24 protein-coding genes and 1 pseudogene are annotated in these 26,025 nt (G+C 64.6%); 5 read left to right on the top strand and 20 right to left on the bottom strand.

The features are described 5' to 3' along the window. Nucleotides 1-67: 67 nt before the first annotated feature. Together CU_RS10935 and CU_RS05320 are read left to right on the top strand one after the other, a co-directional pair. Nucleotides 68-1,429 carry a TrkH family potassium uptake protein gene (locus CU_RS10935; protein ID WP_012360306.1) on the top strand — a complete coding sequence of 454 codons (1,362 nt, stop codon included), beginning with the start codon at nucleotides 68-70 and terminating at the stop codon, nucleotides 1,427-1,429. After that, entirely contained in the window at nucleotides 1,422-2,111 is a 690-nt protein-coding gene (locus CU_RS05320; RefSeq protein ID WP_231837611.1) for a potassium channel family protein, read from the top strand. The genes CU_RS10935 and CU_RS05320 overlap by 8 nt, the downstream gene beginning before the upstream one ends. A 53-nt stretch (nucleotides 2,112-2,164) precedes the next feature. Here CU_RS05320 and mgtE read toward each other — a convergent pair whose 3' ends face one another. From mgtE to CU_RS05300, 4 genes are read right to left on the bottom strand one after another with little or no spacing between them, the layout of a single operon-like run. After that, nucleotides 2,165-3,547 carry a magnesium transporter gene (gene mgtE, locus CU_RS05315; protein ID WP_012360304.1) on the bottom strand — a complete coding sequence of 461 codons (1,383 nt, stop codon included), beginning with the start codon at nucleotides 3,545-3,547 and terminating at the stop codon, nucleotides 2,165-2,167. A 1-nt stretch (nucleotide 3,548) separates the two neighbouring features. Beyond that, a complete protein-coding gene (locus CU_RS05310; RefSeq protein ID WP_012360303.1) occupies nucleotides 3,549-3,728 on the bottom strand; it encodes a hypothetical protein in 180 nt (59 codons plus the stop codon). 53 nt (nucleotides 3,729-3,781) lie between these two features. After that, nucleotides 3,782-4,477 (bottom strand): YceI family protein, encoded by a 696-nt coding sequence (locus CU_RS05305; protein WP_012360302.1) that lies wholly within the window; start codon nucleotides 4,475-4,477, stop codon nucleotides 3,782-3,784. A gap of 16 nt (nucleotides 4,478-4,493) precedes the next feature. After that, nucleotides 4,494-4,907, bottom strand: coding sequence for a hypothetical protein (locus CU_RS05300; RefSeq protein WP_012360300.1), 414 nt, complete (start codon nucleotides 4,905-4,907; stop codon nucleotides 4,494-4,496). A 115-nt stretch (nucleotides 4,908-5,022) separates the two neighbouring features. Here CU_RS05300 and CU_RS05295 point away from each other — a divergent pair, with 115 nt between their 5' ends. After that, nucleotides 5,023-5,391 carry an RNA polymerase-binding protein RbpA gene (locus CU_RS05295; protein WP_169847090.1) on the top strand — a complete coding sequence of 123 codons (369 nt, stop codon included), beginning with the start codon at nucleotides 5,023-5,025 and terminating at the stop codon, nucleotides 5,389-5,391. Nucleotides 5,392-5,474: 83 nt separating this feature from the next. On the opposite strand, the gene CU_RS05290 is transcribed toward CU_RS05295, so the two are convergent. The 14 genes and pseudogenes from CU_RS05290 to CU_RS05235 form a co-directional block, all read right to left on the bottom strand. After that, a complete protein-coding gene (locus tag CU_RS05290) occupies nucleotides 5,475-6,272 on the bottom strand; it encodes a polyprenol monophosphomannose synthase (RefSeq protein WP_012360299.1) in 798 nt (265 codons plus the stop codon). Between the two features lie 12 nt (nucleotides 6,273-6,284). Beyond that, nucleotides 6,285-7,544 carry an apolipoprotein N-acyltransferase gene (gene lnt, locus CU_RS05285; RefSeq protein ID WP_012360298.1) on the bottom strand — a complete coding sequence of 420 codons (1,260 nt, stop codon included), beginning with the start codon at nucleotides 7,542-7,544 and terminating at the stop codon, nucleotides 6,285-6,287. Between the two features lie 67 nt (nucleotides 7,545-7,611). After that, nucleotides 7,612-7,782: pseudogene (locus CU_RS11130) on the bottom strand (apolipoprotein N-acyltransferase); the annotation flags it as partial. A gap of 62 nt (nucleotides 7,783-7,844) precedes the next feature. Further along, nucleotides 7,845-8,330 carry an FxsA family protein gene (locus CU_RS05280; protein ID WP_012360297.1) on the bottom strand — a complete coding sequence of 162 codons (486 nt, stop codon included), beginning with the start codon at nucleotides 8,328-8,330 and terminating at the stop codon, nucleotides 7,845-7,847. Between the two features lie 119 nt (nucleotides 8,331-8,449). Beyond that, entirely contained in the window at nucleotides 8,450-9,184 is a 735-nt protein-coding gene (locus CU_RS05275; protein ID WP_012360296.1) for an SDR family NAD(P)-dependent oxidoreductase, read from the bottom strand. After that, nucleotides 9,177-11,912 (bottom strand): DEAD/DEAH box helicase, encoded by a 2,736-nt coding sequence (locus CU_RS05270; protein WP_012360295.1) that lies wholly within the window; start codon nucleotides 11,910-11,912, stop codon nucleotides 9,177-9,179. Before CU_RS05270 ends, CU_RS05275 begins: the two co-directional genes overlap by 8 nt. A 105-nt stretch (nucleotides 11,913-12,017) precedes the next feature. Further along, nucleotides 12,018-13,049: a twin-arginine translocase subunit TatC gene (gene tatC / locus CU_RS05265; RefSeq protein ID WP_012360294.1), complete on the bottom strand. Its 1,032-nt coding sequence runs from the start codon at nucleotides 13,047-13,049 to the stop codon at nucleotides 12,018-12,020. 45 nt (nucleotides 13,050-13,094) lie between these two features. After that, a complete protein-coding gene (tatA, locus tag CU_RS05260) occupies nucleotides 13,095-13,343 on the bottom strand; it encodes a Sec-independent protein translocase subunit TatA (protein ID WP_012360293.1) in 249 nt (82 codons plus the stop codon). A 43-nt stretch (nucleotides 13,344-13,386) separates the two neighbouring features. Continuing rightward, the gene (locus CU_RS05255; protein WP_012360292.1) at nucleotides 13,387-15,693 is read right to left on the bottom strand and encodes a WYL domain-containing transcriptional regulator; all 2,307 of its coding nucleotides are present in this window, start codon (nucleotides 15,691-15,693) and stop codon (nucleotides 13,387-13,389) included. Between the two features lie 6 nt (nucleotides 15,694-15,699). Beyond that, a complete protein-coding gene (gene pafA / locus CU_RS05250; protein ID WP_012360291.1) occupies nucleotides 15,700-17,214 on the bottom strand; it encodes a Pup--protein ligase in 1,515 nt (504 codons plus the stop codon). Continuing rightward, nucleotides 17,211-17,408 (bottom strand): ubiquitin-like protein Pup, encoded by a 198-nt coding sequence (locus CU_RS05245; RefSeq protein ID WP_012360290.1) that lies wholly within the window; start codon nucleotides 17,406-17,408, stop codon nucleotides 17,211-17,213. The genes pafA and CU_RS05245 overlap by 4 nt, the downstream gene beginning before the upstream one ends. 65 nt (nucleotides 17,409-17,473) lie before the next feature. Next, nucleotides 17,474-19,063 (bottom strand): depupylase/deamidase Dop, encoded by a 1,590-nt coding sequence (gene dop, locus CU_RS05240; protein WP_173362316.1) that lies wholly within the window; start codon nucleotides 19,061-19,063, stop codon nucleotides 17,474-17,476. Nucleotides 19,064-19,115: 52 nt separating this feature from the next. Next, nucleotides 19,116-20,732 (bottom strand): proteasome ATPase, encoded by a 1,617-nt coding sequence (gene arc, locus CU_RS10320; protein ID WP_012360288.1) that lies wholly within the window; start codon nucleotides 20,730-20,732, stop codon nucleotides 19,116-19,118. Between the two features lie 100 nt (nucleotides 20,733-20,832). Continuing rightward, nucleotides 20,833-21,666, bottom strand: coding sequence for a tRNA (adenine-N1)-methyltransferase (locus tag CU_RS05235; protein ID WP_012360287.1), 834 nt, complete (start codon nucleotides 21,664-21,666; stop codon nucleotides 20,833-20,835). Nucleotides 21,667-21,701: 35 nt separating this feature from the next. On the opposite strand from CU_RS05235, the gene CU_RS05230 reads away from it, so the two are divergent. Together CU_RS05230 and CU_RS05225 are read left to right on the top strand one after the other, a co-directional pair. Next, entirely contained in the window at nucleotides 21,702-22,379 is a 678-nt protein-coding gene (locus tag CU_RS05230) for a YoaK family protein (protein WP_012360286.1), read from the top strand. 72 nt (nucleotides 22,380-22,451) lie between these two features. Then, entirely contained in the window at nucleotides 22,452-23,279 is an 828-nt protein-coding gene (locus CU_RS05225) for a RecB family exonuclease (RefSeq protein WP_012360285.1), read from the top strand. 3 nt (nucleotides 23,280-23,282) lie between these two features. On the opposite strand, the gene aspA is transcribed toward CU_RS05225, so the two are convergent. Beyond that, nucleotides 23,283-24,815 carry an aspartate ammonia-lyase gene (gene aspA, locus CU_RS05220; RefSeq protein ID WP_012360284.1) on the bottom strand — a complete coding sequence of 511 codons (1,533 nt, stop codon included), beginning with the start codon at nucleotides 24,813-24,815 and terminating at the stop codon, nucleotides 23,283-23,285. A 244-nt stretch (nucleotides 24,816-25,059) separates the two neighbouring features. Further along, the gene (gene hisG / locus CU_RS05215; protein WP_012360283.1) at nucleotides 25,060-25,974 is read right to left on the bottom strand and encodes an ATP phosphoribosyltransferase; all 915 of its coding nucleotides are present in this window, start codon (nucleotides 25,972-25,974) and stop codon (nucleotides 25,060-25,062) included. Between the last annotated feature and the right edge of the window lie 51 nt (nucleotides 25,975-26,025).

Here is a 26,025-nt window from a genome sequence, read left to right as displayed (position 1 = left end):
GCCCCGTGTTTCTGAATCGATCACAAAACTCTAGTGTGCGCGCCACTACAGGTCTAGGATCATTCTGGTGAATCGGTTATCCGCGTCCCTGACGCAGAATCCGGCGCGCCTCGTGTCTGTCGGGTTTTTGAGCCTCATCGTGCTCGGCACTTTCTTGCTGCTGATGCCGTTCTCCGCGCCCGACGGTAACTCCGTCTCGCCGCTCGAGGCTTTCTTTACCGCGACGTCCGCCGTGACGCTGACCGGGCTGGGTGTTCGCGACACCGGCACGGGTTTTACTGCCGCCGGGCAGGTCGTCATTCTGGCCCTCATCCAAATCGGTGGCTTCGGGATCATGTCCTTGACGTCTTTGGCTGGGCTCATCCTCAGTGGCCGACTAGGGCTGAAAACTAAGCTTTATACCGTCGCGGAGCGGCGCACGCTCACCGTCGGCAGCGTGAAATCCACCATTATTGGCGCCATCGTTCTCACAGTGATCTGCGAGCTGCTCGTTGCGGGCGTCCTCGCGATACGAATGTTCACGGGCGGTTATGTCGATAGCCTGGGCTCTGCTGCGTGGATGGGTATCTTCCACGCCGTTTCCGCCTTCAATAACGCCGGTTTCGGGCTGAACGCCGGTAGCCTCATTCCTTATGTCGGCGATGCATGGATCGTCCTGCCGATCGGCTTGGCGATCGTCTTTGGCGGGCTCGGCTTTCCTGTGCTCGATGAGCTCATCGCGCGAGTGCGCCTGCGCAGGCAGCGAAGGAAACCGCCGCGGCTGTCTATGACCGCTCGGATCACTCTTGATGGCACTGCGGTACTCCTCATCGGCGGCTTCGTCATGTTCTGGGTGCTCGAGCGCAATCATGCATTCGCCGAGCTGAGCAGCTGGGATGCCGCCCTAGCGGCAGTGTTTCAGTCCATTACGACCCGTACCGCTGGTTTCCAGTCCGTGGACTTTGGCGAGATGTCCCCCAATACCCTGATGGGCACCGACATTCTGATGTTCATTGGAGGCGGATCCGGCGGTACCGCAGGTGGCCTGAAAATCACCACGTTCTTCGTGGTGCTCGCGGCGATCGTGGCAGAAATTAAGGGTGACAAAGATACTGTCGTCGGCGGTCGTCGCGTTGACCACACCGTGATCCGCCAGGCTCTCACCGTCGGTGCTGTGGCGGTAGGTGTCATAACATTCGTTATCGCGTGCCTCCGTACGTTCAACTCTCAGTTCAGCGCCGACCAAATCCATTTCGAGGTCATCTCCGCCTTCGCCACCGTCGGCCTCTCCACCGGCATTACCGCTGACCTCAGCGGTGCCTCGCAGATCCTCCTCTGCGTCCTCATGTTCATGGGCCGCGTCGGACCCATCACCCTCGTCGCAGCACTCGCCACCACTACCCCGAGCAAACACTACTCCTATCCTGCAGAAAGGCCCTACATTGGTTAACCCACTCGACAAGCTCCTCCCCAACGCCCGCCCCATCGATCTGCCACCGGTCGCGATCATTGGGCTCGGCCGGTTCGGTTCCGCCATGGCCGAGGAGCTCCACAGCCACGGCGTCGACGTCCTCGGCATCGACGTCGACGAGAAGCTACTGCACGACAGCGACCCCCACCTCACCGACTCATTCATCGCTGACGCCACCGACCCCGAGGCGCTCAAGCAGCTCGGAGTGAAGGATTTCCAGCAGGTCGTCATCGGCATTGGTAGCAGCCTCGAAGCCTCGATCCTGACCGCGTCCAACCTCGTGGAACTTGGGGTCAAGGACATTTGGGCCAAGGCGGATTCTGATGCCCACGCCCGCATCCTCACCCGCGTCGGCGTGCACCACGTCGTCCGCCCCGAGCGGGACACCGGTCGCCGAGTTGCGCACCTGCTCAGCGGCCGTTTCCAGGACTACACCGTATTCGACCAGGGCTATGCGATGATCACCCTGCGGGCACCCAAGGAGCTGGTCAACCACTCCCTCAACCGGCACAGCCTGTGGGCGAAGCACCGCGTCCAGCTGGTGGCAGTGCACAGCGGTAACCAGTGGGCCCCACCCTTTGCAGATCACCAGCTCTCCCCCGACGACGACGTCATCCTCGCCGGCGCGCCCGCCGACCTGGAGAAGTTCGGTCGGCGGTAGGCCCCAGCCCCCCGTGGTGGGGACGAACCCCGGCTCAGGGCCCAACCCCGGCGCTAGCCGCCCGTCGCCTGGCGGATCTGATCAGCCATGATCACACCGGCGATGCTGAAGTAAATGATCAGGCCGGTGGCGTCCACCAGCGTGGACACGACTGGCGTCGAGAAGACCGCCGGGTCCACGCCCAGCTTTTTCGCGACCAGCGGCAGCACGCCGCCGACAATGCAGGCCCAGGTACAGATCGCCACGATCGTCAGCGAAATAGTGAACGCGACCTGCGGATAGTACAAGAAAGCCAGGATTGGGAAGATCACTGCGCCCAGGAAGACACCCAGCAGGAAGCCCACCCGAACCTCACGGCCGATGACCCGCAACACGTCGCGAGGCCTGACCTCATTGACCGCGAGCGCACGCACCACCGATGACGCCGCCTGCGAGCCCGCGTTACCACCCGTACCGATCAACATCGGCACGAAGATGCTGAGCACCACCACGGCCTCGAGCACGTCCTCGAAGAACTGCATCACGTTAATCGTGAGGAACGCCGCCAAAATTAGGACGATCAGCCAGACGCCGCGCTTCTTCGCCAACGTCATCACCGTCGCCGTCAGATAAGGCTCGTTCAACGGCTCGGCACCACCGGCGCGGTAGGCATCCTCCGTCACCTCGGCCTCGAGGACTTCCATGGCGTCATCGACCGTGATGACGCCCAGAATGCGGTCCTCGTCATCGACGACAGGCAGCGCCAGAAGGTCCGCTTCCTGGATCAGGCGGGCGGCGTGCTCCTGGTCGTCGTAGGCAGAGACACTGTGCTGCTCCTCGTCGAGCAACTCCCCGACCAGCGTGCCCTCAGGTGCTGTGACCAGGTCCGCGAGTTCCAGCATGCCGAGCAGCTTGCGGGACTCGTCGGTCACCGCCACCGTGGCCAATGCGATTGAGTGATGCGGGCCCGCTGCGTAGCGCTTAGCGCGCGACTGCAGCTTCTCCAGGGACTCCTCCCGGGTGGCATCCGGGGTCAGCACAGTGGGCGTGGGCACCATCAGACGCCCCGCGGACTCTGCTGGGTAGCCCAGCAGCCCGCTGGTCACACGCCGCTGGGAGTACGGCAGGCCCTGCAGGAGGCGCGAGGCGACCTTCGCGGGCATCTCGTCCAGCAGAGACGCCTGGTCGTCTGGGGCCAGACTCGCGAAGATCTCCGTGACGTGGTCGTCGCGTAGCGCCTCCAGAAGCTCAGCCTGGTGTACCGGGTCCAGGTACTCGAAAACGTCCAGGGCACGGTCCTTGGGCAGCAACCGAAAGGCCACTGCCTGCTCCGCCCCGGAGATTCGGCCGAGTTCCTCGGCCACCACGACGGACGAGCGGTCGGCGAGCCATCGGCTTACCGCGTCGAGGTCCTTATCGTCCAGCAGGTCTTCGAGGAAACGTGCGTTCGACGCCATATCAGTGGCCTCCCCTTTGGACGCTCGCCCACAGTTGATAACCGGTCAGCGCGATCAACGCGGCGCAGATCGCGGCAAAGAAGTAGTCAAGACCCGTGCCGTTACTCACGAGCCACCCGCCGAGGGCGAGCAGCACCACGAGCCGGATAACCCGGGACCACAGCAGAAATTGGGTATTCAATGGTGCTCCTAACAGTGACCGCGATTATTGTCGCGCGCGTCCCGCGTGGGGGCTTAAGGCTTCTCGAACACGAGGAGCAGGTCGATCGTTCCCTCGTCGGCAATCTTGGCCGCGACGAACTCCCGGGTCTCGATGTTGAAGTCCGAACGTTTGAACGGCACCTTCCCCTGGACGACGACCTTGTCCCCCGTCCGCAGTACCTTCAGCGGTGCGGTGACCTTATTGGACTCGCCGCGGAGGGTGAGATCCCCCGTGACCTCGACCTCACCGACGGAGCCATCCTCCGGCACCTTGCTCAGATCCACCGGCTCGGTGATGCTGAACTTCGCCTTCGGGTAGTCCTCCGTGTGCAGGATCGAACGGCGGACGTTGATGTCGCGCTTTTCCACGTCTGAAGAGATCCCTGCAACGCGGACCTCCACCAGGCCCTCCGTGAGGGTTCCGTCCGTGACCTGCAGGTCACCCTTGATGTTCTCCTCCGTGCTGTTGTCCGCACGTCCGGAGGTGGTCTTCTCCTGCCCCGGCAGGATCTCACGGAAGGTATAACCAGCCTGGGTGTGGTTGGCGCCGGCACCAGGGACGATCACCCAGTGACCGTCCGCTGACGTCGTTGGTTCAGGACCACCCTCGACGAGATCAGCGGTCTGCAGACCGCGATCAGTGAGCAGCTGATACGCGATCGGCCCTACACCGAACAGGAATGCCGCGATAATACCGATAACACCCAGAGTGATAATTCCCTTGCGCATGGCACCCAGCCTAGTGCTAAGCAGGGAAGATTAGGAAAAGGTGGGGTTCAAGCGCGTCCCGGGCGTTGGGGTGGTTGAGCTGCTCCGCGCGGTGTGCCAGCCGCACCAGGTCCGTAGCCATGTTGCGCAGCGCGGCGGGCTCTGCGTGCTCGTCCATCGCAGTGACGAGGTCCTCCGCAGCGCAGCGGAGTTCGAAGAGCTGGTCGGCCAGTTCCTCCCCGCTCACACTCAAGGTCGGCAGCTGGGTGTTTTTCACCGTGGGGGCATCCGCCGCCGAATGGCTGGCGCGTTGCTCGTAGGCCCGCTGGCGACATGACCGGCTGCAGAATTTGCGTGGTCTCCCCCGTTGCTGGCCAGGCATTTCCTCCCCGCACCATGCGCAGAAGCCCGGCGTGTGGGGGAAATCCTCGCGCCAAGTGGGGGTACTCATGGCTAAAGATCCTAACCCTTTTGGAAAAACTGGGAACAAAACACGCACCCGGCGCGTTAGCTACATTGATGGCGCCCCGGAGGCGCCGCTAGCGAACTTCGGAAGTGAGGAACTAATGGCAGACCGCGTACTGCGAGGCAGTCGCATGGGTGCCGTGTCGTATGAAACCGACCGGGACCACGATCTCGCGCCACGTCGGATGGTGAAGTACCAGACTGAGGACGGCGAAATTTTTGAGGTCCCGTTCGCTGACGACGCCGAGATCCCGCAGGATTGGTTGTGCAAGAACGGCCAGATGGGCACCCTCGTCGAGGGCGAGGGCATCGAATCTAAGCCTGCGAAGCCACCACGTACGCACTGGGACATGCTTCTTGAGCGCCGCTCCCTGGAGGAGCTTGACGAGCTGCTGGAGGAGCGTATCGAGCTGCTGCGTAAGCGCCGCCGCGAGGCCATGAAGCTGCTCAAGGAGCAGGAGAAGGCCTAGACCGGCCCTTCTTTCGCGTCAATACACATAAAGGCCTGGCCACGAAACCAACGTGGCCAGGCCTTTAGCGTTGAGCTCTCGGGTTAGCTCTGCAGAGCACGCTCCACGGTGCCGGCGCCGATGCGCGCGCCCTCGCGCATGAGCTGGCGAACCTGGTACATGCGGTGGCGGAAGCCCCAGCGGGTCACCTGAGCCATCGCTTCGCCCACGATGCGGCTGCTCATCTTGGACTCGCCGATCTCACGCTCGGTGAAAGTAATCGGGACCTCACGCACGTCAGCGCCCTCGTTGACGGCGCGCCATGCCATGTCCACCTGGAAGACATAACCTGCGGAGTCCACGGCGTCGAGATCCATCCGCTCCAGAAGATCCCGCTGGAAGGCGCGGTAACCGCCGGTGATGTCGGACAGGCCGGCGCCCAGTGCCATGGAAGCGTAGATGTTGCCGCCACGGGAGAGGAACTTGCGGTCGGCCGGCCAGTTCACGGTCTTTCCGCCCTTAACGTAGCGGGACCCCAGGACGAGTTCCGCGCCATCGTCGATCTTGTCCAGCAGCAGGTGGAGCTGCTCCGGGGCGTGGGAGCCGTCGGCGTCCATCTCGCAGAGAACCTCATAACCGTTCTCGATGCCCCACTTGAAACCGGCCAGGTACGCACCACCGAGGCCGCCCTTACCCTCGCGGTGCAGCACGTGGATGCGGGAGTCGTCCTTGGACATCTGATCCGCCAGCTCCCCGGTACCGTCCGGCGAGTTGTCGTCGACGACGAGGAGATCGACGCGCTCCGGCTCGGCTTCCAACAGGCGACGCGTGATGATCGGAAGGTTATCGCGCTCGTTGAAAGTCGGGATGATGACGAGAGTCTTATCGCTGAGCTTCTTCATAATGTGATTAGTTTATCTGCTTTTCTTGCGTGGTGTGGGGCGAGACGCGAGGAAGGCCCCGATTATCCCCAAAACACCTGCGGCGGCCAGCCCCCGTTCCACCCAGGGGCCCGCAGCCACGGACGGCGTGGTGCCATCCCGCAGCGGAATATCTGCCTGCAGGATGTCTGGGCGGAACAGTCGGCTTTGGTCCACCACTTCCCCATCCGGCATAACAATCGCCGAGACACCGGAGGTGGCAGCCACCACGACCGCCCGGTCAGTCTCGATCGCCCGCATCCGGCTCATCGCGAGCTGCTGGTAGCTCATGTCCGTGAAGCCGAAAGTGGCGTTGTTCGTCGGACTAGCCAGGAACTGGGCACCATTGCGCACCGCGTCGCGGGCGCTGGCGTCGAAAGAGATCTCGTAGCAGGTGGATACGCCTACGAGGACGTCCCCACGCGCAGCCGGCATCCGCACGACACCAGGCCCGTCGCCGGGGACGAAGTTGCCCGCCCGCTCGACGTTCTCGTTAACGTGCTTGAGGATCTCGCGGAAGGGCATGTACTCGCCGAAGGGCTGAAGGAACTTCTTCACGTGCTTCTCCCCCGGGCCCGGCTCGCTGCTGCCGGCCGGGCCCCAGGTGAGCATCGTGTTCTCATTTCCGATGACGGTGCCGACCATCACGGGCGCATCGATCTCCGTTACTGCTGAGTCGATGGCGGCGTAGGCGTCCGGGTCCTTAAACGGGTTCACATCGGATGAGTTTTCCGGCCAGATCACCACGTCGGGGTGCTTAGCCTCGCCGGCTGCGACCGAATCCGCGAGCTCATGGGTGCGCTGCACGTGGTTGTTCAACACGGCGCGTCGCTGTGCCGCGAAGTCGAGACCAGTTCGGGGGACGTTGCCCTGGATTGCTGCGACGTTGACCTGGCCCGCGGTGGGCTCCTGGCTAAAACTCGAGCCGTAGATGGCGGAGGCCAGCAACACAATGGCCACCACGCCCGCGTGCTGCAGGCGGAGCTTGGAGGCGATAGCAGCCCGCGTTGTGTACGGCGGACGGGCTGCCAAGTAGATGAAGCCACCGAGCAAGACGACCAGGAAACTCACGAACGCGGAGCCACCAAGCCGGATATCGGCGGCCAGCGGCCCGGACACCTGACCCCACGCCAGCCGTCCCCAACCGAAGCCCCCGAACGGCCAGTGGGAACGGACCCCCTCGACGGCGACGAAGAACGCCGCCGCGCCCACGATGCTGCGCCAGTTCCAGGCTCCCTTGCCCCAGCGCAGCAAACTGCGAGCCCCAAGACCAAAAAATCAAGGCGTAGAGCGCCTGCACGATGGCAAGCGCGATCCAGGCCGAAGCACCGACGAACTCCCCGATCCAGGGCAGCAGAAAACCAAACGTCGCCAGCGAATTGAGGAAGGCAAGCGACACTGCATGCCGCTGCGTCAGAACGCCAAAGAAAAGCGCATAGCCCAACGGGGCGGCCCACCACAGCCCGGTGGGCTCGTAGGACGCGAAGACCATGAAGCCCGCAAACAGGGCTCCCACCACCCGCCACGGCGAGGGAAGTTTAGCGAGCCACTGCTTCATCGGGCGCTAGTGGTCCCAGCAGGGCCCTCATCACCGAACTCCTCGCTGCGGTGGTCAATGACCTCTCCCCAGCCTGGAATGTTGCGCACCTGTGGATCGCTGGCGCGGGAGGACACGATGAAAGACTCTCCACCCAGCCGGGTGATCTTCGCACGCAAAGCGGTACCCATGGAACGCCGCGCCAAAGAGCGGGTCGGCGGCAGCATGAAAAGAATGCCCACAACCCCCGTCACCACGCCCGGCAGGGCTACCAGTAGGGCGCCGAATGCAGACAGCGCTGCATCACCGGTCAACTTTCCTGGCGACCTGCGGTCCCGAAGCACGCGAACCGTCAGCACACGCATCTGCCAGGCGGCGATGGCGACACCGAGGATGAACAGCCCCAGGTACAGCAGGATCGTCCAGCCGAAGCCGAGCCACTTGCCCAGCAGAACAAAGGCCAACAGCTCCACGACCACGTAGAGGAAGAAGCTCCTGCGCATAAGTTTTCTGTGTCCTCCTAAAAACAATCACCTGCACCAGCGACATGCGGTACCTGATAGGACCAACACCGCGGTGGTGCTAGAGATTCCATCGTAGTCCCGGCGGAAGCAAAAGCGCGCTAACGCGGCGCGAGCCGCCACAGCCAACGCGGCACCAGCGGCATCACCACAGCCAGCACGCGGAGCTTCCCCGGGATCCACACGTCGTCGCGGTTGCCTTCCAGGGCCTCCACGGTCGCCTTCGCAACCACGTCAGGGGTCGAAGACATCGGTGCAGGATCCATCCCCTCGGTCATCCGGCCGATGACGAAGCCGGGGCGCACGACCATCAGCCGCACCCCGCTGCCCCGCAGGGCGTCCTGCATCCCCTGGGCGAACCCATCCAGGCCGGCCTTCGCCGAACCGTAGACGTAGTTCGGGCGGCGCACCCGGGCACCGGCGATCGAGGAATACGCCACCAGCGTGCCCGTGCCGCGGCGCTTCATCCGCTGGGATAGTTCCGTGAGCAGCACGGCCTGCGCGGTGAAGTCGGTGTGCAGCACCCGGTAGACCTCAGCACCGTCCACCTCCGCGAGCTGCTGATCACCCAGTACCCCGAACATGGCGAAGGCTGTGTCGATCGGTCCGCACGCCGCCTCCATCTCATCGATCAGGCCGCTGTGGCTCGCGGTATCTGCTGCGTCGAAGAAGTAGGTCTCCACCTGCCGTGCGCCCAAGCCTCGTAGCTCCTCGGCCAGGGTATCCAGCGCTTCAGGCCGGCGTCCTGCCAAAAGGAAGGACTGCCCCGGTGCCAGCAGGCGCGCGATGTGCTCGCCGATCTCGCTGGTGGCGCCGAAAATGGCGATATTAGACATCGATAGCCACAACCCCTCGTTGCATCGCGTCCACGGCCTTACGCGCGGACTTCCTCACGTCGTTGGAATAACCGGTCATCTTGATCTGATCCAGCAGGTCCTTCACCCGACCACAGGCGCGGACGAAGTCGCCCGGGGTCAGCACCGCCCCCGAGGCCTCCGCGGCCTGCAGGCAGTACTCCAGCGGTGCCCCGGCCACCCACTGGTGCACAGCCGTGGCGAAGCCCAGCTGGGGCTCCCGGGTGGCGGTCAGGCGGTGGCGTTCCTCGTCGCTGACCAGCTCCTTGTACACGCGCAGCGTGTGAGCCACCGCCTCCTCCAGCGCATCGGTCGGAAGCTGGGTGCGCACGGTGGACTCTCGACGGTTCTCAAACACGCAGGCACTCACCGCAGCGGCCAGCTCGGCCGGATCGAGATCATCCCACAGCCCGCGGCGGAGGCATTGGGCCACCAGGAGATCGGATTCATGGTGAATCCGGGCCAGCTTCTCACCTTCTTCGGTGACCTTTGCCGCCGGCGTACCGCCCTCGGCAGTCCAGGTTTCCACGTAACCCAGCTCCTCGAGCAGCGCGATAATCCGGTCGAAGGTGGCGGTCAGCGAGTCCCCAGGCTGCTCGGACTCTTGCTTCTGATACTCCCAACGCCGACCGGCCTTCAACACCGACTGCGCCTTCTTCGCCAGCTCCTCGCGCTCTGCCCAGGAATGCACCGGGTGGACATGGAGCTGATTGCGCAGATCCGCAGCCTTCTTGGAGCCGCCGCGGGCATGTGGGCGGATCTTCTTCGGCTTATCCAGGTGCATCCGACGCAGCTGGGAAGCCACAGCCCGAGCGTGGCGCTTCGGCGCGCGTTCCACGCCTCGGTGAATCCGCATGTGCCCGATGACCACCGGGGTGTTACGGAACATGTCGGCGGCGACGCGCTCCACCCAGCCGTCGTCGAGAACCAAGGTGGGGCGCGGATTGCGGCCTGAATCAGAACGGACGACCACGGCCGTCGCCGGGTTCTTGCCTGTCGGGAGGGCGAGCACATCGCCGACGTTGATCGAGCGCAGCAGGTGCTCGACCTCCTGCTGGCGCTCGAGGGCAGCATCCCGCTTGGCCTGCCGCTCCTCGTGGGAGAGCGTGCGCCGCAGCTCGGCGTAATCCAAGACCTGCTCGGTGAGCTCGGCTGCGTCTTCCCGCTGTGCCGCCTCGGCGCGACCCACCAGGGCCTCCAACTCTGCGCGCTCCCGGTCGAAGTCCTGACGCCGCAGTTCGACAGCGTGCGCGCGTTCCACGATCGTGTCATTGGCCTGGTACTGGGCGAAGGAACGCTCCAGGATCCGGTGCGCCTCAGCCCAGCCCTTGGTAGCGATGAGGTTGACCGCCATGTTGTAGCCCGGCCGGAACGTCGAATCCAGCGGATAGGTCCGGGCTGAGGCAAGCGCAGCCACCGCATAGGGGTCGACCTGGGGGCTCCACAGCACCACGGCATTGCCCACCGTGTCGATACCGCGGCGCCCCGCACGACCCGTCAGCTGCGTGTACTGCCCTGGGGTCAGCTCCGCGTGAGCCTCCCCGTTAAACTTCGTCATCTTCTCCAGCACCACCGTGCGGGCGGGCATGTTGATTCCCAGCGCCAGCGTCTCGGTGGCGAAGCAGACCTTCAGCAGCCCACGGCTAAACAGCTTCTCCACGATGTGCCGGAAGGCCGGCAACATCCCGGCGTGGTGCGCCCCGAAGCCCCGCATCAGCGCCCGGCGCCACTGGCGGAAGCCCAGCATGTGCAGATCCGCCGGCTCCAGCCCTGCAACGCCCTCGTCGATGATCTCGCCGATCTCCCGGGCCTCGTCGGGCGTGGTGAGCTCCACCTTCCGGATCAGGAGTTGCTGCACCGCCTTATCGCAGCCGATGCGAGAGAAGATGAAGTAGATCGCCGGCAGCATCTTCGCCTGCTCAAGGTGGCGAACCACGTCCTCGCGCCGGGGTCCACGTTGATTGCCATAGGCCTCGGCCTTGCCCACAGCTGTCAGCAGGGAGCGATTGATCGCGCCGGGGTGGTCCTCCCCCGCCAGGTGTTCGGCGTTCTTGCTGAACAGCCGCATGATTTTGGAACCGACCATCATGTACTGGGTCAGCGGGACGGGGCGCTTGTCGGTGACGATGACGTCCATCTCACCGCGTAGCGTGCGCAGCCAGCCGCCGAATTCTTCCACGTTGGAGACCGTCGCCGACAGCGATACCAGGGTCACGCTGTGGTCCAGGTTGAGGATCGTCTCCTCCCACACCGGTCCGCGCCACCGGTCGGCCAGGAAGTGGACCTCATCCATCACCACGTGGGTGAGGCTGGCCAGCCGATCCGAGTCCGCGTAGATCATGTTGCGCAGGACCTCGGTGGTCATGACGACGATCGGCGCGTCCGGGTTGAGGGTGACATCGCCGGTGAGCAGTCCGACGTTCTCCTCCCCGTAGCTGGCGCACAGGTCGTGGTACTTCTGATTGCTCAGCGCCTTGATGGGCGTGGTGTAGAAGCAGGCCCCACCACCGTGGAAGGCCATGTAAACCGCGAATTCGCCGACGATCGTCTTTCCGGCGCCGGTCGGTGCTCCCACGAGCACTCCCCTGCCCTCGGCGATCGCAGCGGCTGCGTCGAGCTGGAATTCATCGAGTTCGAAGTCGTATTCCTTCCGGAACTCTTCGACCAGCGTGGGGTAGTTTTTTGCGTTGCACGTAGCGCTGTTAGCCATATGTGTACCGAGTCTATCCGCTCGCTGTTGCTCACGCGTTTCAGGACCTCGGTTCGGGCAGGCACCCACGCCCCGGCCCGCTGCCCATCGAGGGCGAGGTGGGGCTTAGATGTCCTCGTCGAAGATCTCGGCGTAGTTGAACGAGTTCCGCCGGCCCATGCCCGGGTCTGCCGGACCCTGACCCGCGATACCCTGGGACGCCTTGATCGGCTCGGCCCGTTCGACAGCCTCCGCTGGCGCGACCGCACCGGAAGGGCGAATGTCGGAACCAGGGGCGTCGGCCTCACGAGCCTGCCGCTTATCCCGACGCTTGTCGTTGAAGCGGATGATCACGTAGGCGATCTCCATCATCAGGGTCAGCGCGCAGCCGAGCGCCAGCATGGAGAACGGGTCAGCCGGAGTCACGAAGGCCGCGAAAGCGAAGAGACCGACGATGATATAACGGCGCTTCGTCTTGATGCTGTCGTAGCGCAGCAGCCCCGCAAAGCTCAGCAGCACCGTGAACAGCGGCAGCTCGAAACTCACACCGAAGACGAGTAGGAGGATGAGGACGAAGCTGAAATACTCGCTGCCCTTGAGCGCGGTGATCTGGGCCTCGTCGCCGACCGTGAGAAGGAAGTGCAGACCGTGGTGCAGGACCAGGTAGGCCAGTGCGGCGCCGAAGAAGAAAAACAGGGTCGCAACGAGTGAGACCGAGACCGCCCAGCGGCGTTCATTCTTCTTCAGCCCTGGGGTGATGAAGCCCCAGATCTGGCCAATCCACACGGGTGCGGAGAGCACGATGCCAGCGATGAAACCGACCTTCAATCGCAGCAGGAACATCTCGAAGGGGCCCGTGGCCAGCAGCCGGCACTCCCCGGTCGCGGCGCCGAAGCGCACCTCGGAAGGAAGTTTGCAGTAGGGCTCGCGGAGGATTTCGCCCAGGCTACGCAGCGGGCCCACGTTGGTGCCGTACCAGAGGTAGCCCAAGATCGTGCCGATCAGGATGGCGATGACCGCGATAATGAGGCGGCGGCGCAGCTCCTGAATATGCTCGACGATGCTCATCGCGCCATCGGTTGGTCGCTGATTGGCACGGCGAAAAGCCCGGTGGCGGGGCCGCCGGGCTGGGCGTGCTGCCTGAGGGGTATTACTCATGCGGGGAAACGAAAACGCGCCGGAAGATGGGCGCGAATTCTTTAGCTAGTTGCTGTTCTGGTTCTGCTGCTGTGCTGGATTAACCTGCTGCGCTGGATTCGGCTGCGGCGCGCGCTGCTGCTCGATGGCCTCCTGCCCGTTCTGCTCTGGGTTATCGGTGCGCATCTCGTCCATCTCGGACTTGAAGATGCGCATCGAACGGCCGAGGGAGCGGGCTGCGTTCGGCAGGCGGGATGCGCCGAACACGAGAAGGACAACCAGCAACAGGATGAGGATGTGGCTACCAGAGAGCATGAAGGTTTTTGCCTTTCAGGACCTGCGTTAAAAATCTCAGCCTTCAGCTTACATCGGGGAAACGGTCCCGATAAACCCCCAGCCCTGTTTCCGCGCGTCGCGCGACGCGTCCGGCGAGGTCCGGGGTCGAGAGTTCCGCGACCTGCCCGGCATGGGCGATCAGGAAGCGCTCCAGCCAGGCCCCGGTGTCCGGCATCGTCACCGCGATGCTCCGAGCCTCGGGGGTGGTGGACGCGGAGTTGGATTCGGGGCGGGCGTCCTCGCTCACGTCTCCATCGTCGGCGTCGGCGTCCTGCCACAGCGGGAAGTACTCCAGCATCCACAGCGCGGAGTTGGACAGTCGGAAGTGGGCCCACTCGGTGGCCGCACCGAAGTCGAAGGGATCGGTGGCATCGACCTCGGAGGGCAATCCTGCTGGCGCGCTCGCTTCCTCCCCGAGCGTGATCTCGCTCATGCGGGATACCCGGAAGTTCTTCGGGGCCTCGTGCACCACACCCGCGTCATCGAGGCTGCGCGCCAGAAGATAGGCGTTGCCCTCGATCATGCGGATCGCATCGGGCACCAGCCTGCGCTTACTGCGCTGATCCCTGCTGAGGGTGAGGTACTCGCAGTCCACGAGGCGACGCTCCGCAAGTGCGCTGCGCAGCAGGCCCAGCGTGGCCTCTACGGGATCCTCGGGGGCGTGAGCCTGTGGCGGTGTCGGTGTTTCCTGGTGCTCCGCGGTGAGGGCGCTGTCTTGCGAGGGATCGGCGCCTGTTTCCGTCGCAGGCTGGTTGGGCGTGCCCTGTGTTCCCTGCAGCAGACCTTGGAGCTTGACGGTCACCGAGTCCACGGCCTCCCGCTGCTCGGCGGGGATGGTGTCCCGGACCGCCTCCAGGTTCAACAGCAAGGCACCGGCCTCAACGGTGCTGAGCCGCACCGGGCCGTCCAACCCGGCGGTGAACTGCGCCTCCGCGGTGGTGCGGTCCATCGCAATCTCAACGAGCGAGCCCGGGTAGTAGCCCGGCAGCCCACACATGCTCAGCTGCTTCAGCTCGTGCTGGATTTGGACCACGCTGAGGCCCAGGTCGCGGGAGGCCCGCATGAAGGAACCACGCGGGTTCGCCTGGAACCAGGCCAGCACCGAGAGCGTCTGGGCGAACTGCTGGGCGACCAGGTTTGCCGGCGGTGCCGTGACCTCGGTTGGCCCATCTTCGTCGACGGCCTGATTGGGATCGTCTGAATCCGTGACCTCCGGCTCGTGCTCGGCCCTCGCTGACGTGCCCTCCAAGGCCCCGGGAGAAGTGTTTGTAGCCTCGCCTGCTGAAGGGCGTTCCTGGGCGCCCAACCGCTGGGCGCGTTGCAGAAGGTCGACGACGTCACCGACCAGCTGCTGTGGCTCCAGCAGCACCGCGTCCGGGGCGTAGCTCGCCGCAGTTTGCACCAGCCAATCGCGATCCACCGGACCAACCGTGCCGATCTTGCCCTCGGGGGTGTCGCGGAGGTCGTGGGCCAGGTCCTGAAGCTCGATTGCCCCCTCCCCCGTGAACAACACGCTGGCTGTGACCTTCGTCTGGTGGCCTTCAAGGCCGCGACGGATCAACTCGCCGGCCGGCACTGGCTGCCCGGTGGCTGGATCGGTGGGCGCCGGGTGTTCGATGAACTGCGCCTCCGCGCGCACATCGGAGAGCCTGGCGAGCCGGAAGGTGCGCTGAGCTCCCCGGTCCACGTCGAAACCGGTGACGTAGAGCCTGCCCTCGACCCCGGCGACCGCCCACGGATCCAGCGTGCGTTGCTCCGGCTCGACCAAGTAGGCCGGGTAGTACCAGAAGGTCATCCGCAGCCCGCGCTGGGTGGCGCGAAAAATAGCGTCGACGCTACTCGGATCCAGCTCCACCATGTCGGGAACGGGCTGAACCACGGCGGAGTCATCGATCCGGCTAAGTCCCGCACCCGCGAGCTTCAGCTGTGCCTGTGCCGTCGGACCCGCCATCGCGGAGTCCACCGGTTGGCGTGCCCACTGCGTGGCGGTCGCCAATACCTGTAGCTCGGCATCCGAGAGGGCCAGGTCCGGGAGAAAGACCTGCTCGGGGCGCAGCAGCCAGTAGTCCTGGCCCTCCCGGTTTTCGTGGCTCAACTGGATCCCCAGCTGGCGCAGCGTTTCCCGGTCCCGGTGGAACACGCGCTCCCGGGACTTAAGCTGCCCGGAGTAGCCTGCGATATTTTTCACGACCCAGGCGGTCGGGCGCGGGCTGGGGGCGTTCAGTAGGCCGATGACCAGGTTGAATAGCCGACTCGCGCCCTGCTGCCAGGTCACCTTCACTGGGCGGTTGCGGGACCCGGCGCTGCCTGGCTTCTGTGGAGGCACCATCGGCGATTAACCTCGCGCGGTCGCGTCGGTGTCACCGAGATCCGCCATGCTGGCGATCATCTCGTCCACCTGCGGATCCGTGGCCGCGAACGGGTTCGGGAGCGCGACCTCGCTGCCGAATTCGCCGTTGATCTTCAACCGCATCCAGTCCACGGTCGTGGCACAGCCGTGCTCCCGTGCAGCGGTGAGGAACCTCCCACGCAGGGCCGCGCGCGTCGTCGCCGGCGCCTGATCCATTGCCTCGCGGATCTGTTCCTCACCGAGAATCGACGCGGCCTGCCCGCGACGCTTGAGCACGTTGAACAGCCCACGGGCGGGGTGAATATCGTGATAGCGCAGGTCAATCTGCGCCAACCGCGGATCGGTCATCTCCAACCCATGGCGGGAGGCCATGCCGTGCAGCAGCTTCTTCTTGATCACCCAGTCGATCTCGGTGTCCACCGGCGAGAAGTCCCCGGTCTCGAAGCAGTCCAGGACGCGGCCCCACAGCTCGACGACCGGAGCCAGCTGTTCGCGCGGGGTACCCAGCCAACGCCCATCGACACACTCTGGCTCCGGGCGGTGCTCCAGCCAGTGCACTGCGGCGGCGTGGAAAGTGCGCTGAATCTCCAGCGGGGTGGCGGTTTCGCCGCTGCGCAGCTTCACCTCGGTGAGCCCCGTGAAGTCTCGGGCGATATCCCGAATCGCGCGGATTTCATTGGCCAACTCGTAGTTCGGCAGCTCCGCACCCGCCTCGATCATCTCGAGGACCAGCAGCGCGGAACCGATCTTCAGTGCGGTGGTGGTCTCGGACATGTTCGAGTCCCCCACGATCACGTGCAGGCGGCGGTACTTCGACGAGTCCGCGTGCGGCTCATCGCGGGTATTGATGATCGGCCGGGAACGGGTGGTGGCACTCGAGATGCCCTCCCACATGTAGTCCGCCCGCTGGCTCATCATGAACCCGGCCTCGAAGTTCTCGTTCGGGGCGCCCGGGCTTGGGATTGTGAGCTTGCCAGCCCCGCAGATCAGCTGGCGGGTCACCAGGAACGGCAGCAGCTGAGAGGACAGGTGCTTGAGCAGCACGTTGCGGCTGATCAGGTAGTTCTCGTGGCAGCCATAGGAGTTGCCCATCGAGTCAGTGTTGTTTTTCAGCAGGAAGACGTTCCCGCCGATACCGTTGCTGGCTAGTTCTTCCTCTGCGCGGCTGGCCAGCTGCTGGACAAGCTCGTCGCCTGCGCGATCGTAGGCGAGCAGCTGGTGGAGACTATCGCACTCCGCAGTGGCAATCTCCGGGTGGGCGCCCACGTCCAGGTACAGTCGCGAAGCGTTCTCGGTGAAGATATTGGAGCTGCGATACTTCTCCACGATGGGAGAAAACAGCAGACGGGAGACCTCATCGGGGCCCAGGCGGCGCGTGCCGTCGAGGACATTCGTGATGCCGTACTCAGTCTCCAGCCCCATGATGCGGCGGACATAGACGGGGTTGTCTGCCGTACCCTGTTGCTCCGCTGGCGTCTCTTCTCCGGTCACTGGGCTCACTGTCCGCCCTTCTGGACGTAGGAGCGGACGAATTCCTCGGCGTTAGTCTCCAGCAGCCCGTCGATCTCGTCCAACAGGTCATCCGTCCCGGTGACGTTGACCTGTTGGGTGCCCGAACCCTGCTGCGGGGCGTCGTTGTTTTCGGCGTCGTCGCCGCCCCCGCCGCCGAAGACCTGCTGCTGAGCGTTTGCCATGCCTATCTCCTCAAACGTTGATTAGTTGAACTTCACATTACCTGGGCTCCCAGGCGCGTTCGGCGCTAGCCCACGCCCATCACGCGCTCGGGCAGAGCGGCGATCAGCGCGGCAGCCACCTCCGAGAACTCCGGGGCCTGGCCCGGCTCGGCCTCCGCGAGATCCGCGAGCACGGTGCCCGCGAAGCTGTCGGCCGTGGCTTGCAGCGGTTCGGGCAGCCCGACCCGCATCGCTGGGTGCCCCTCGTACGAGTGATCGAGAACAACGCTATCCCAGTTCGCGGCGAGGATCTTTGGGGCGTAGTGCTTCACCAGCGCCCCACGCAGCCAGGCCCGCGTTCCCCGGGGCGGGGTGTCGACGGCCGTTGCGATCTCAGCGTCGTCGACCAGCGTGCGCATCTTCCCGCGCGCGACAAGCGCGTGGTACAGCCCGCGGGCCGGATCGATGTCGTGGTACTGGATATCGACCAGCGCCATCCGCGGATCCGACCACTCCAACCCCCGGGCGCGGTAGCCGCGCAGCAGCGCGTACTTCGCCGTCCAGTCCAGCCGGTCGGCGGTGCGCAGCGGGTCGGCGGCAAGGTCGTCCACGATCTCCTCCCACAGCGCCAGCACTCGCTGCTCGTCGGTGGTGAGCTTTCCTGCCGGTTCGAGGGCGGCGATGACCTTCTCGCGGATCCTGCGCTGCAGCTCGATCGCGGTGGCGGTGGTGTTTCCGTAGAGCCGCAGCGGGGTTGTCAGCTCCAGATCGCGGGAGACCCGGCGGACATCCTCGACCGGATCGATGAGAACGATGTCGCTGAAATCGGCCCCCGCCTCGACGGCCTTGAGAACCAGCGCGGTGGTGCCGAAGCGCAGGTAGGTCGCGAACTGGCTCAAGTTCGCATCGCCGATGATCACGTGGAGGCGGCGCCAATCATCCGCGGTGGCATGGGGCTCGTCGCGGGTATTGACGATTCCGCGGTTCAGGGTGGTCTCCAGGGAGACTTCCGTCTCGATGTAATCGGCGCGCTGGGAGATCTGGAAGCCGGGTTGCTCCCCTGCCTGCCCGAGCCCCACGCGGCCCGCGCCGGCGTAAATCTGGCGGGTCACGAAGTGCGGGATCAGTGCCTGGTGCACGTCCTCGACGTTGAGGCTGCGCGGGTAGAGATAATTTTCGTGGGCGCCATAGGACGCGCCCTTGCCGTCCACGTTGTTCTTGTAGATCTTCAGCTCCGGCTGGCCCTCGACCTGCCCTGCTGCCTGGGCAGCCGCGTGCATGACTCGGTCGCCGGCCTGATCCCAGACCACCAGGTCATAGGCGCAGGTGACCTCAGGCGAGGAGTACTCCGGATGGGCGTGATCCACGTAGAAGCGCGCACCCGCCGGGGTGATGACGTTGGCGATGCCCACCGCGTTCGGGTCGTAGCTGGGGGCCGCGCCGGAACGGTAGCGGCGCAGGTCGAAGCCACGGGCGTCGCGGAGCGGAGACTCGGAGTCATAATCCCAGCGGGTCCGGCGGTTGACTCCCTGCCCGGAGACCTCCGCGTAGGCGACGACCGCCTGCGTGCTCGTGTACACGGGACTGGCCTCCGGGGCGTCGACGGCGACGATGCCGAACTCCGTCTCGGAGCCGAGCACGTAGCCGGTGGCCTCGTTATCCTTCTGCGCGTTCACCAGGGTTTTCCTTCCAGGAGTCGAAAAGTGTTGTCTCGTCGGGCTTGGTTCTCTAGTCCGCCAGGGTGATGTCCACGACCCGGCCGGTGGCGTGCCCGGAGATGCGAGCCCATTCCGTGGGGTTGGTGGTATCCGGCAGGTTCTCGCTGTCGTTGATCTCCGCCGTGATGGCATCGAGGACGTCCGCGGTGTTCAGTCCGCCCTCAGCGGCGGCGTCTCTGGTGGACGCGGCTTGCGAAAGGGCACGCTTGATCGCGAAGGTCTTTGCTCGGTCGACGATATTGGCCAGCATCGCGCCGGAGACGAAGTCCGCCCAGTACAGGTCCTTGGTCTGGCCATCCGCCAGGTGGAGAGTCACGTAGCGGTGTGCGGCATCCCGGCGGAAGAGTTCCTCAGCGATGGCGCGGCACAGCGCAGCCGCGGCCTCCTCCTTGCCGCCGTGCTCCGCCACCAGGTCCGCGGCCAGCGGGAGGGAGGCGTCGATGTGTTTGGACAGGATGTCCAGGGCGGCCTCCTGGTCGGGGCGGTCCACCCGGATCTTCACGTCCAGGCGGCCCGGGCGCAGGATGGCGGGGTCGATGAGTTCCTCACGGTTCGACGCGCCGATGACGATGACGTTATCCAGCCCCTCCACGCCGTCTAGTTCGGAGAGCAGCTGCGGGACGACGGTGGACTCCATGTCCGAGGACACGCCGGTGCCACGGGTGCGGAAGATGGCTTCCATCTCGTCGAAGAAGACGATCACCGGCTTACCGGCGTGGGCGATCTTTCGGGCGCGCTCGAAGATCTGCCGGATCTGACGTTCCGTCTCACCAACAAATTTATTCAGCAGCTCCGGGCCCTTGACGTTGAGGAAGTAGGAATCCGCGAAGCGGGACGCCTTGTCGCTGGAGCCCATGGACTTGGACAGCGAGTTGGCCACAGCCTTGGCGATGAGCGTCTTGCCGTTACCGGGAGGGCCGTAGAGCAGCACGCCCTTCGGCGGGCGTAGCCCGTAGTGGCGGTAGATCTCCGGGTGGAGGAAGGGTAGCTCCACCGCGTCCCGAATTTGTTCGATCTGATTGCTCAGGCCCCCGATGTTTTCATAGCTGACGTCTGGGACCTCCTCCAGCACCAGTGAGCTGACCTCGGCCCGGGGAATCATGTGGAAGGCCCAGCCACTGCGGCGGTCGACGACCACGCTATCGCCGGTGGTGAGCTCCCGGTTCGTGATCAGGGACTGCAGCGGTCGGGCTGCCTTGACGATCGCCTCCTCCCCCAGCTTGTCCGCGACGATCAGCCGGTCGCCGACGACCTCGACGACCGCGGCAACGTCGCCGGAATCAGCGAAACCGGTGACCTCCACCACCTGCAGGTTCTCCCCCAGCCGCACCGTCGCCCCAGGCTGCAGATCCGTCCGATCCAGCAGCGGGGAGACAGCCAAACGCATGTGGCGGTTCGAGGTGAAGACCTCCGCGGTTTTCCCCGTCCCGTTGAGCTGCAGCAGCGTGCCGTAGGTGCTCGGCGGCTCCGCCATATCCGCCAGGCGCGAATTGATCTCAGCCAGCTTCTCGCGGGAGGCCTTCAGCGCCTCGGTGAGCTTCTCGTTCTGAGCCCCCAACCGATGATTGGCCAGCCGCAATTCGCGGGCGGTGGGCGAAGGCTGATCGGAAGGATTCTGCGCAGTCATGCCATCAATCCTACTGAAGCCCCCGCGACCCAAAACCCGCCGGTAGGCCTAGCGGAGCGGCCACCGGGAAACGCGCCCCGGTAGCCGTGCCCGGAGCGCTCTAACGACGCGCCCGGCGTTGCGGTCGCGGGGCGGTCACCCCGTCAGCCAGGCGGCGGGCCCAGATGAGGAACGCGGTGTGCGCGTTCATGCGGTGTTCCGGTCGGGTTGCCAGGCCCTCCACCTTCCACTCGCGCACCAGCGACTCCCAGGCGCGCGGCTCGGTGAAGCACCCAAGTTCCCGGATGCCCTCCATCACCTTCATCAACTGCGGGACGGTAGCCACGTAGGTCATGAACACCCCGCCCGGAACCAGGACGTCCCGCACCGTCTCCAGAACCTCCCACGGCTCCAGCATGTCCAGCAGAACGCGGTCGACCTCGCCCACAGTCTCGCGAGTGGCCTCCTTGACGTCGCCCAGGCGAACGTCCCAATTCTTCGGTTCCCCACCCATGATGTTGTGGACGTTGCTCACCGCGTAGTCCAGGTGGTCCTGACGGACCTCGTAGCTGATGACCTTTCCGTGCTCACCGACCGCGCGTAGCAGCCAGCTGGACATCGCGCCGGAACCGGCGCCTGCTTCGAGCACCGTCGCGCCGGGGAAGATATCCCCTTCCACCAGGATCTGCGCTGCATCCTTGGGGTAGATCACCGCTGCGCCACGGGGCATGGAAAGCACCTGGTCGACCAGAAGGTGACGGAAGCAGAGGTATTCCCCGCCCACGCTGGACTCCACGACGGTGCCCTCGTCCGCACCGATGATGTCGTCGTGACGAATCTCGCCCTTATGGGTGAAAAAACTCTCCCCCGGAGTCAGGGTGATGCTGAAGTGTCGCCGCTTCGCGTCGGTCAGCTGGACGCGGTCTCCGGCGGTAAAAGGTCCGGTATATGCCATAGGAAAACCCTAACCTACTAGACTCTCAAATCACTATGATGGAATCGCGTCCCGGGGAACGGGTGCTGGCAGGGGTATTCGCCTTCATTGCCGGCTTTATCGACTCGGTGGGTTTTCTCTACCTGGGCGGGGTGTTCCTCTCTTTCATGTCGGGCAACACCACCCGCTCCGCCACCGCCATCGTCGACGGCAACTGGGACATGGTGAAAGTGGCCGGTGGCTGCATCCTCTTCTTCCTGCTCGGCGTGATCAACGGGGCGTTCACGAAACGCATCGTGGTGCGAGCCTTGGATGAAACCCGTGGTCGGGAATTCGTCCTCGTCAACGTCAGCTTCTGGTTCATCCTCTCCAGCGTCCTGATCGAGCTGGAGCACCACGGAGCGGCCATCATCGCCCTGTCCATCGGGGTGGGTACCATGAACAGCATCTTTGAGCGCAACGGCGAGGTCGCGATCCCGCTGACGTATATGACGGGCACGTTGGTGCGCACGGGGCAGCGTTTCGTCGACGCGTTCTTCGACGGCCGTCACCTCGTCTGGATCCTCAACCTCTCGCTGTGGCTGAGCCTGTCCGTTGGGGCGATCGCTGGCGCCGTGGCCTATCACATGCTGGGAATCCACGCTATCGAGCTGCTGACGTTGATCACCCTGGTGACTGTGGCGATCAACCAGCTGGTTCGCGAGCATCGCCGCCGCGCCGGCCTGCCGCTGTAGCCCAACCCAACCGCGCTGCGCAGTCCATCTGTGTTGACCCGACACCCCGAGAACTAAGCAGAAGGAGAAGCTGTGTCTACCCCATCCGAGAAACCCCAGCCGAAGGTCTCCCTCGACCGGTTGGCGCTCTCCCCTTCCCGCGCCGGGGATTATCAGCAGTGTCCGCTGCTCTACCGCTTCCGCAGTATCGATAAGCTGCCGGAACCCAAGACGATCGCGCAGGTGAAGGGAACCCTCGTGCACGCGGTGCTCGAGGAGCTCCACGCCCTGCCGAGGGAGCAACGCACTTACCCGGTTGCGGTGAAGATGCTGAAGCCCGCGTGGGCAAAGATGGTGGACAAGGACGCCGACCTGAACGAACTCGTCCCGGATGAGCAGCTCTATGACTTCCTCGTCGAGGCTCGCTTACTGGTTAAGGGGTATTTCCAGATGGAGAACCCCCAGGGCTTCGACGCCCACGAGGTCGAGGAATTCGTCGAAGCCACCCTGCCCAATGGGGTTCCCGTCCGCGGATTCATCGACCGGGTGGACGTCGCCGCGAACGGCCAGGTACGCGTCGTCGACTACAAGACTGGAAAAAAGCCGCCACCGCGCTTCGCCGCCCAGGCGCTGTTCCAGATGAAGTTCTACGCGCTGGTCTACTGGCGGCTGTACGACCTGATCCCGGCCCAGCTTCGGCTGATGTACCTGAAGGTGGCCGATGACCTGGTACTACAGCCCACCCCCGCTGAACTGCAGTACTTCGAGCGCGACCTGCGCGAGCTCTGGGACAGCATCCTCGCTGATATCCAGAGCGGGGACTTTCAGCCGAAGACCTCCAAGCTCTGCGACTGGTGCGCCTTCCAGGAACTCTGCCCCGCCTTCGGCGGCACGCCCCCGGAGTACCCGGGGGTCCGCTAGCGCCTACTCGTAGCGGCGACCCCGGTACATCGGGTTGAGCAGGTTTTCCGTGCTCAGCACCTCGTTAAGAGTGTCCTCGTCGAGCAGCTCCTTTTCCAGGACGAGCTCGCGCACGGACTTTCCGGTTGCCGCGGCCTCCTTGCCGATCAGGTCACCATTGTGGTGGCCGATCAGCGGGTTGAGGTAGGTGATGATGCCGATCGAGTTCTCGACGTATTCGCGGCAGACGTCCTCGTTGGCAGTGATGTCCACGACGCACAGCGTGCGCAGCGTGGTGCAGGCGCGCGCCATAAAGCGGATGGATTCGAAGGCGCACTGCGCGATGACCGGCTCCATGACGTTGAGCTGGAGCTGGCCGGCCTCCGCTGCCATGGAGACGGTGACGTCGTTGCCGAAGACCTTGAAGCAGATCTGGTTGACGACCTCCGGGATCACCGGGTTGACCTTCGCCGGCATGATCGAGGAGCCCGCCTGGCGCGGTGGGATGTTGATCTCCCCCAGGCCAGCGCGCGGGCCGGAGGACAGCAGACGCAGGTCGTTACAGATCTTGGACAGCTTCATCGCGGTGCGCTTCACCGCCGCGTGGGTATTGACGAACGCGCCGGTGTCACTCGTTGCCTCCACCAGGTCGTACGCGGAGGTGATATCCAGGCCCGTGATCTCCCGCAGAGCCTCGATCGCCGCCTCGCGGTAGCCCGGGGGCGTATTCACACCGGTGCCGATCGCGGTGCCACCCAGGTTCACCTGGCGCAGCAGGGACTGCGCATGCCTAAGCTGCGCGGACTCTTCGGCGATGTTGTTAGCAAAGGCGCGGAACTCCTGGCCCAGGGACATGGGCACGGCGTCCTGCAGCTGGGTTCGGCCCATCTTGATGATGTGGTCGAACTCCTGAGCCTTCGCGTACAACGCGCGCTCCAGCGCAGCAAGATGCTTGAGCAGTTCGTCGATGTCGAAGTGCAGCCCCAGGCGCAGCCCGGTGGGGTAAGCGTCGTTGGTGGACTGGGACATGTTGACGTCATCGTTCGGGCTGATGATGTCGTAGCGGCCCTTCGGGTACCCGAGGTGCTCCAGTGCGAGGTTCGCGATGACCTCGTTGGTGTTCATATTTTGGGACGTCCCGGCCCCGCCCTGGAAGACGTCGATGGGGAACTGATCCATCGCGCGGTGTTCCTCGAGCACCGCGTCGCAGGCAGCGACGATCGCCTCGCCCTTGTCGATGGGCAGCGCCTTGACCCGCATGTTGGCCATCGCGGCGGCCTTCTTCACCATCACCATGCCGCGGATGAGCTCCGGGATGTGGTTGATGTTCGTGCGGGAGATCTGGAAGTTATCCACGGCGCGGAGGGTGTGGATTCCGTAGTAGGCGTCTGCCGGAACCTTCAACGTGCCCAGCAGATCTTCCTCCAGGCGGTAGTGCGCGCCGCTGCGGGCCTCCAGAGAGGATGATTCAGCCGAGGTGATGATGTCCGTCGAACTCAGGACGTGCCCGTTGCTGGAGCTCTGGGAGTTCGGAGAGGGCTTGGGGCGGTGTGCCATGTGAAACTGCCACCTAAACTTTCGCGTCAATCGCCGCAGGCGTCAAAGAGGGATGGGAGCCGCACCAATGTCCCGGTGCGGCGGAGCATGGGAAGCTCTCGCTGACCGGTGTTGGTACGGGGTGTACTTAATGAGTGTAGAAGAAACGCCGCGTTTCGGGCGCGGGGCTATCTCCCCTGGGGTACCCACGCACGAAAAACGGGGCCGCCCGGATGGCGACCCCGTTAAGGGTAAGGAGAATCCGCTAGATACGGGCGATGCGGATATCCGTGGCGAGGATCGCCTCCGCTCCCAAGGCGGATAGCGAATCCATCAGCGCGTTCGCCTGCTTGCGCGGCACCATTGCGCGTACCGCGACCCAGCCCTCATTGGCCAGCGGAGAGACGGTTGGGGCAGAGAGCCCCGGGGTGATGGCGGCAGCCTCGTCCAGAACGTCACGGGAGACGTTGTAGTCCAGCATGACGTAATTCTGGGCGTGCAGGATGCCCTCCATGCGCTTGATCAGCACCTGCTTAGCTTCGTCTACCTCAGCGCCCTTGCGCCCGATCATGACGGCCTCAGAGACACACAGTGGCTCGCCGAAGGGCTCCAGACCCTGCGTGCGCAGGGTGCGGCCAGTGGAAACCACGTCGGCGATCGCGTCGGCCACACCCAGGCGGATGGAGATCTCCACTGCCCCGTCCAGGCGGATCACCGTGGCGTCGATGCCCCGGTTGTTCAGGTCCTTGCGCACGAGGTTCGGGTAGGCGGTAGCGATGCGCTTGCCCGCCAGCTTCTCGACCGTCCAGCCTTCGCCCATCGGGGCGGCGTAGCGGAAGGTGGAGGCCCCAAAGCCCAGCGGTAGCAGCTCGGCAGTTTCCTCACGGGTGTCTGCGGCAAGGTCGCGGCCCGTGATTCCGATGTCGAGGTGGCCGGAGGCAACGTAGATGGCAATATCCTTCGGGCGCAGGAAGTAGAACTCGACCTGGTTCTCGTGATCGACTGCGGTTAGTGCCTTGGAATCGGCGCGGGTGGTGTAGCCCGCCTCCTTGAGGATGTTCGTCGCGGCTTCCGAAAGCGAACCCTTGTTCGGGACGGCGACGCGCAGGTAGCGCTCACCGGAGTTGGTGGCGTTGTCTTCAGGGATCGGGGCGTTCAGGTTGGGCGCGACCGGGGTCATGTGGCTCCTTGCGTGGTGGATGCGGTTTGCGCGCCGTCGCGGTGATTGGTG

The sequence above is a fragment of the Corynebacterium urealyticum DSM 7109 genome, from assembly GCF_000069945.1.
Taxonomy (GTDB): Bacteria; Actinomycetota; Actinomycetes; order Mycobacteriales; family Mycobacteriaceae; genus Corynebacterium; species Corynebacterium urealyticum.
Note: the sequence above shows the minus strand (reverse complement) of the source record. Positions and strands in the feature narration are given on the sequence as shown.

Bases quoted from the DNA above. Each gene is read 5' to 3' on its own strand.
- tatC (WP_012360294.1), bottom strand. From the start codon at position 13,049: ATGAGTAATACCCCTCAGGCAGCACGCCCAGCCCGGCGGCCCCGCCAC.
- CU_RS05275 (WP_012360296.1), bottom strand. From the start codon at position 9,184: ATGTCTAATATCGCCATTTTCGGCGCCACCAGCGAGATCGGCGAGCAC.
- CU_RS05280 (WP_012360297.1), bottom strand. From the start codon at position 8,330: ATGCGCAGGAGCTTCTTCCTCTACGTGGTCGTGGAGCTGTTGGCCTTT.
- CU_RS05305 (WP_012360302.1), bottom strand. From the start codon at position 4,477: ATGCGCAAGGGAATTATCACTCTGGGTGTTATCGGTATTATCGCGGCA.
- CU_RS05295 (WP_169847090.1), top strand. From the start codon at position 5,023: ATGGCAGACCGCGTACTGCGAGGCAGTCGCATGGGTGCCGTGTCGTAT.
- arc (WP_012360288.1), bottom strand. From the start codon at position 20,732: ATGACTGCGCAGAATCCTTCCGATCAGCCTTCGCCCACCGCCCGCGAA.
- CU_RS05270 (WP_012360295.1), bottom strand. From the start codon at position 11,912: ATGGCTAACAGCGCTACGTGCAACGCAAAAAACTACCCCACGCTGGTC.
- CU_RS05235 (WP_012360287.1), bottom strand. From the start codon at position 21,666: ATGGCATATACCGGACCTTTTACCGCCGGAGACCGCGTCCAGCTGACC.
- aspA (WP_012360284.1), bottom strand. From the start codon at position 24,815: ATGGCACACCGCCCCAAGCCCTCTCCGAACTCCCAGAGCTCCAGCAAC.
- hisG (WP_012360283.1), bottom strand. From the start codon at position 25,974: ATGACCCCGGTCGCGCCCAACCTGAACGCCCCGATCCCTGAAGACAAC.
- CU_RS05255 (WP_012360292.1), bottom strand. From the start codon at position 15,693: ATGGTGCCTCCACAGAAGCCAGGCAGCGCCGGGTCCCGCAACCGCCCA.
- CU_RS05230 (WP_012360286.1), top strand. From the start codon at position 21,702: ATGATGGAATCGCGTCCCGGGGAACGGGTGCTGGCAGGGGTATTCGCC.
- tatA (WP_012360293.1), bottom strand. From the start codon at position 13,343: ATGCTCTCTGGTAGCCACATCCTCATCCTGTTGCTGGTTGTCCTTCTC.
- mgtE (WP_012360304.1), bottom strand. From the start codon at position 3,547: ATGGCGTCGAACGCACGTTTCCTCGAAGACCTGCTGGACGATAAGGAC.
- CU_RS05245 (WP_012360290.1), bottom strand. From the start codon at position 17,408: ATGGCAAACGCTCAGCAGCAGGTCTTCGGCGGCGGGGGCGGCGACGAC.
- CU_RS05290 (WP_012360299.1), bottom strand. From the start codon at position 6,272: ATGAAGAAGCTCAGCGATAAGACTCTCGTCATCATCCCGACTTTCAAC.
- CU_RS05300 (WP_012360300.1), bottom strand. From the start codon at position 4,907: ATGAGTACCCCCACTTGGCGCGAGGATTTCCCCCACACGCCGGGCTTC.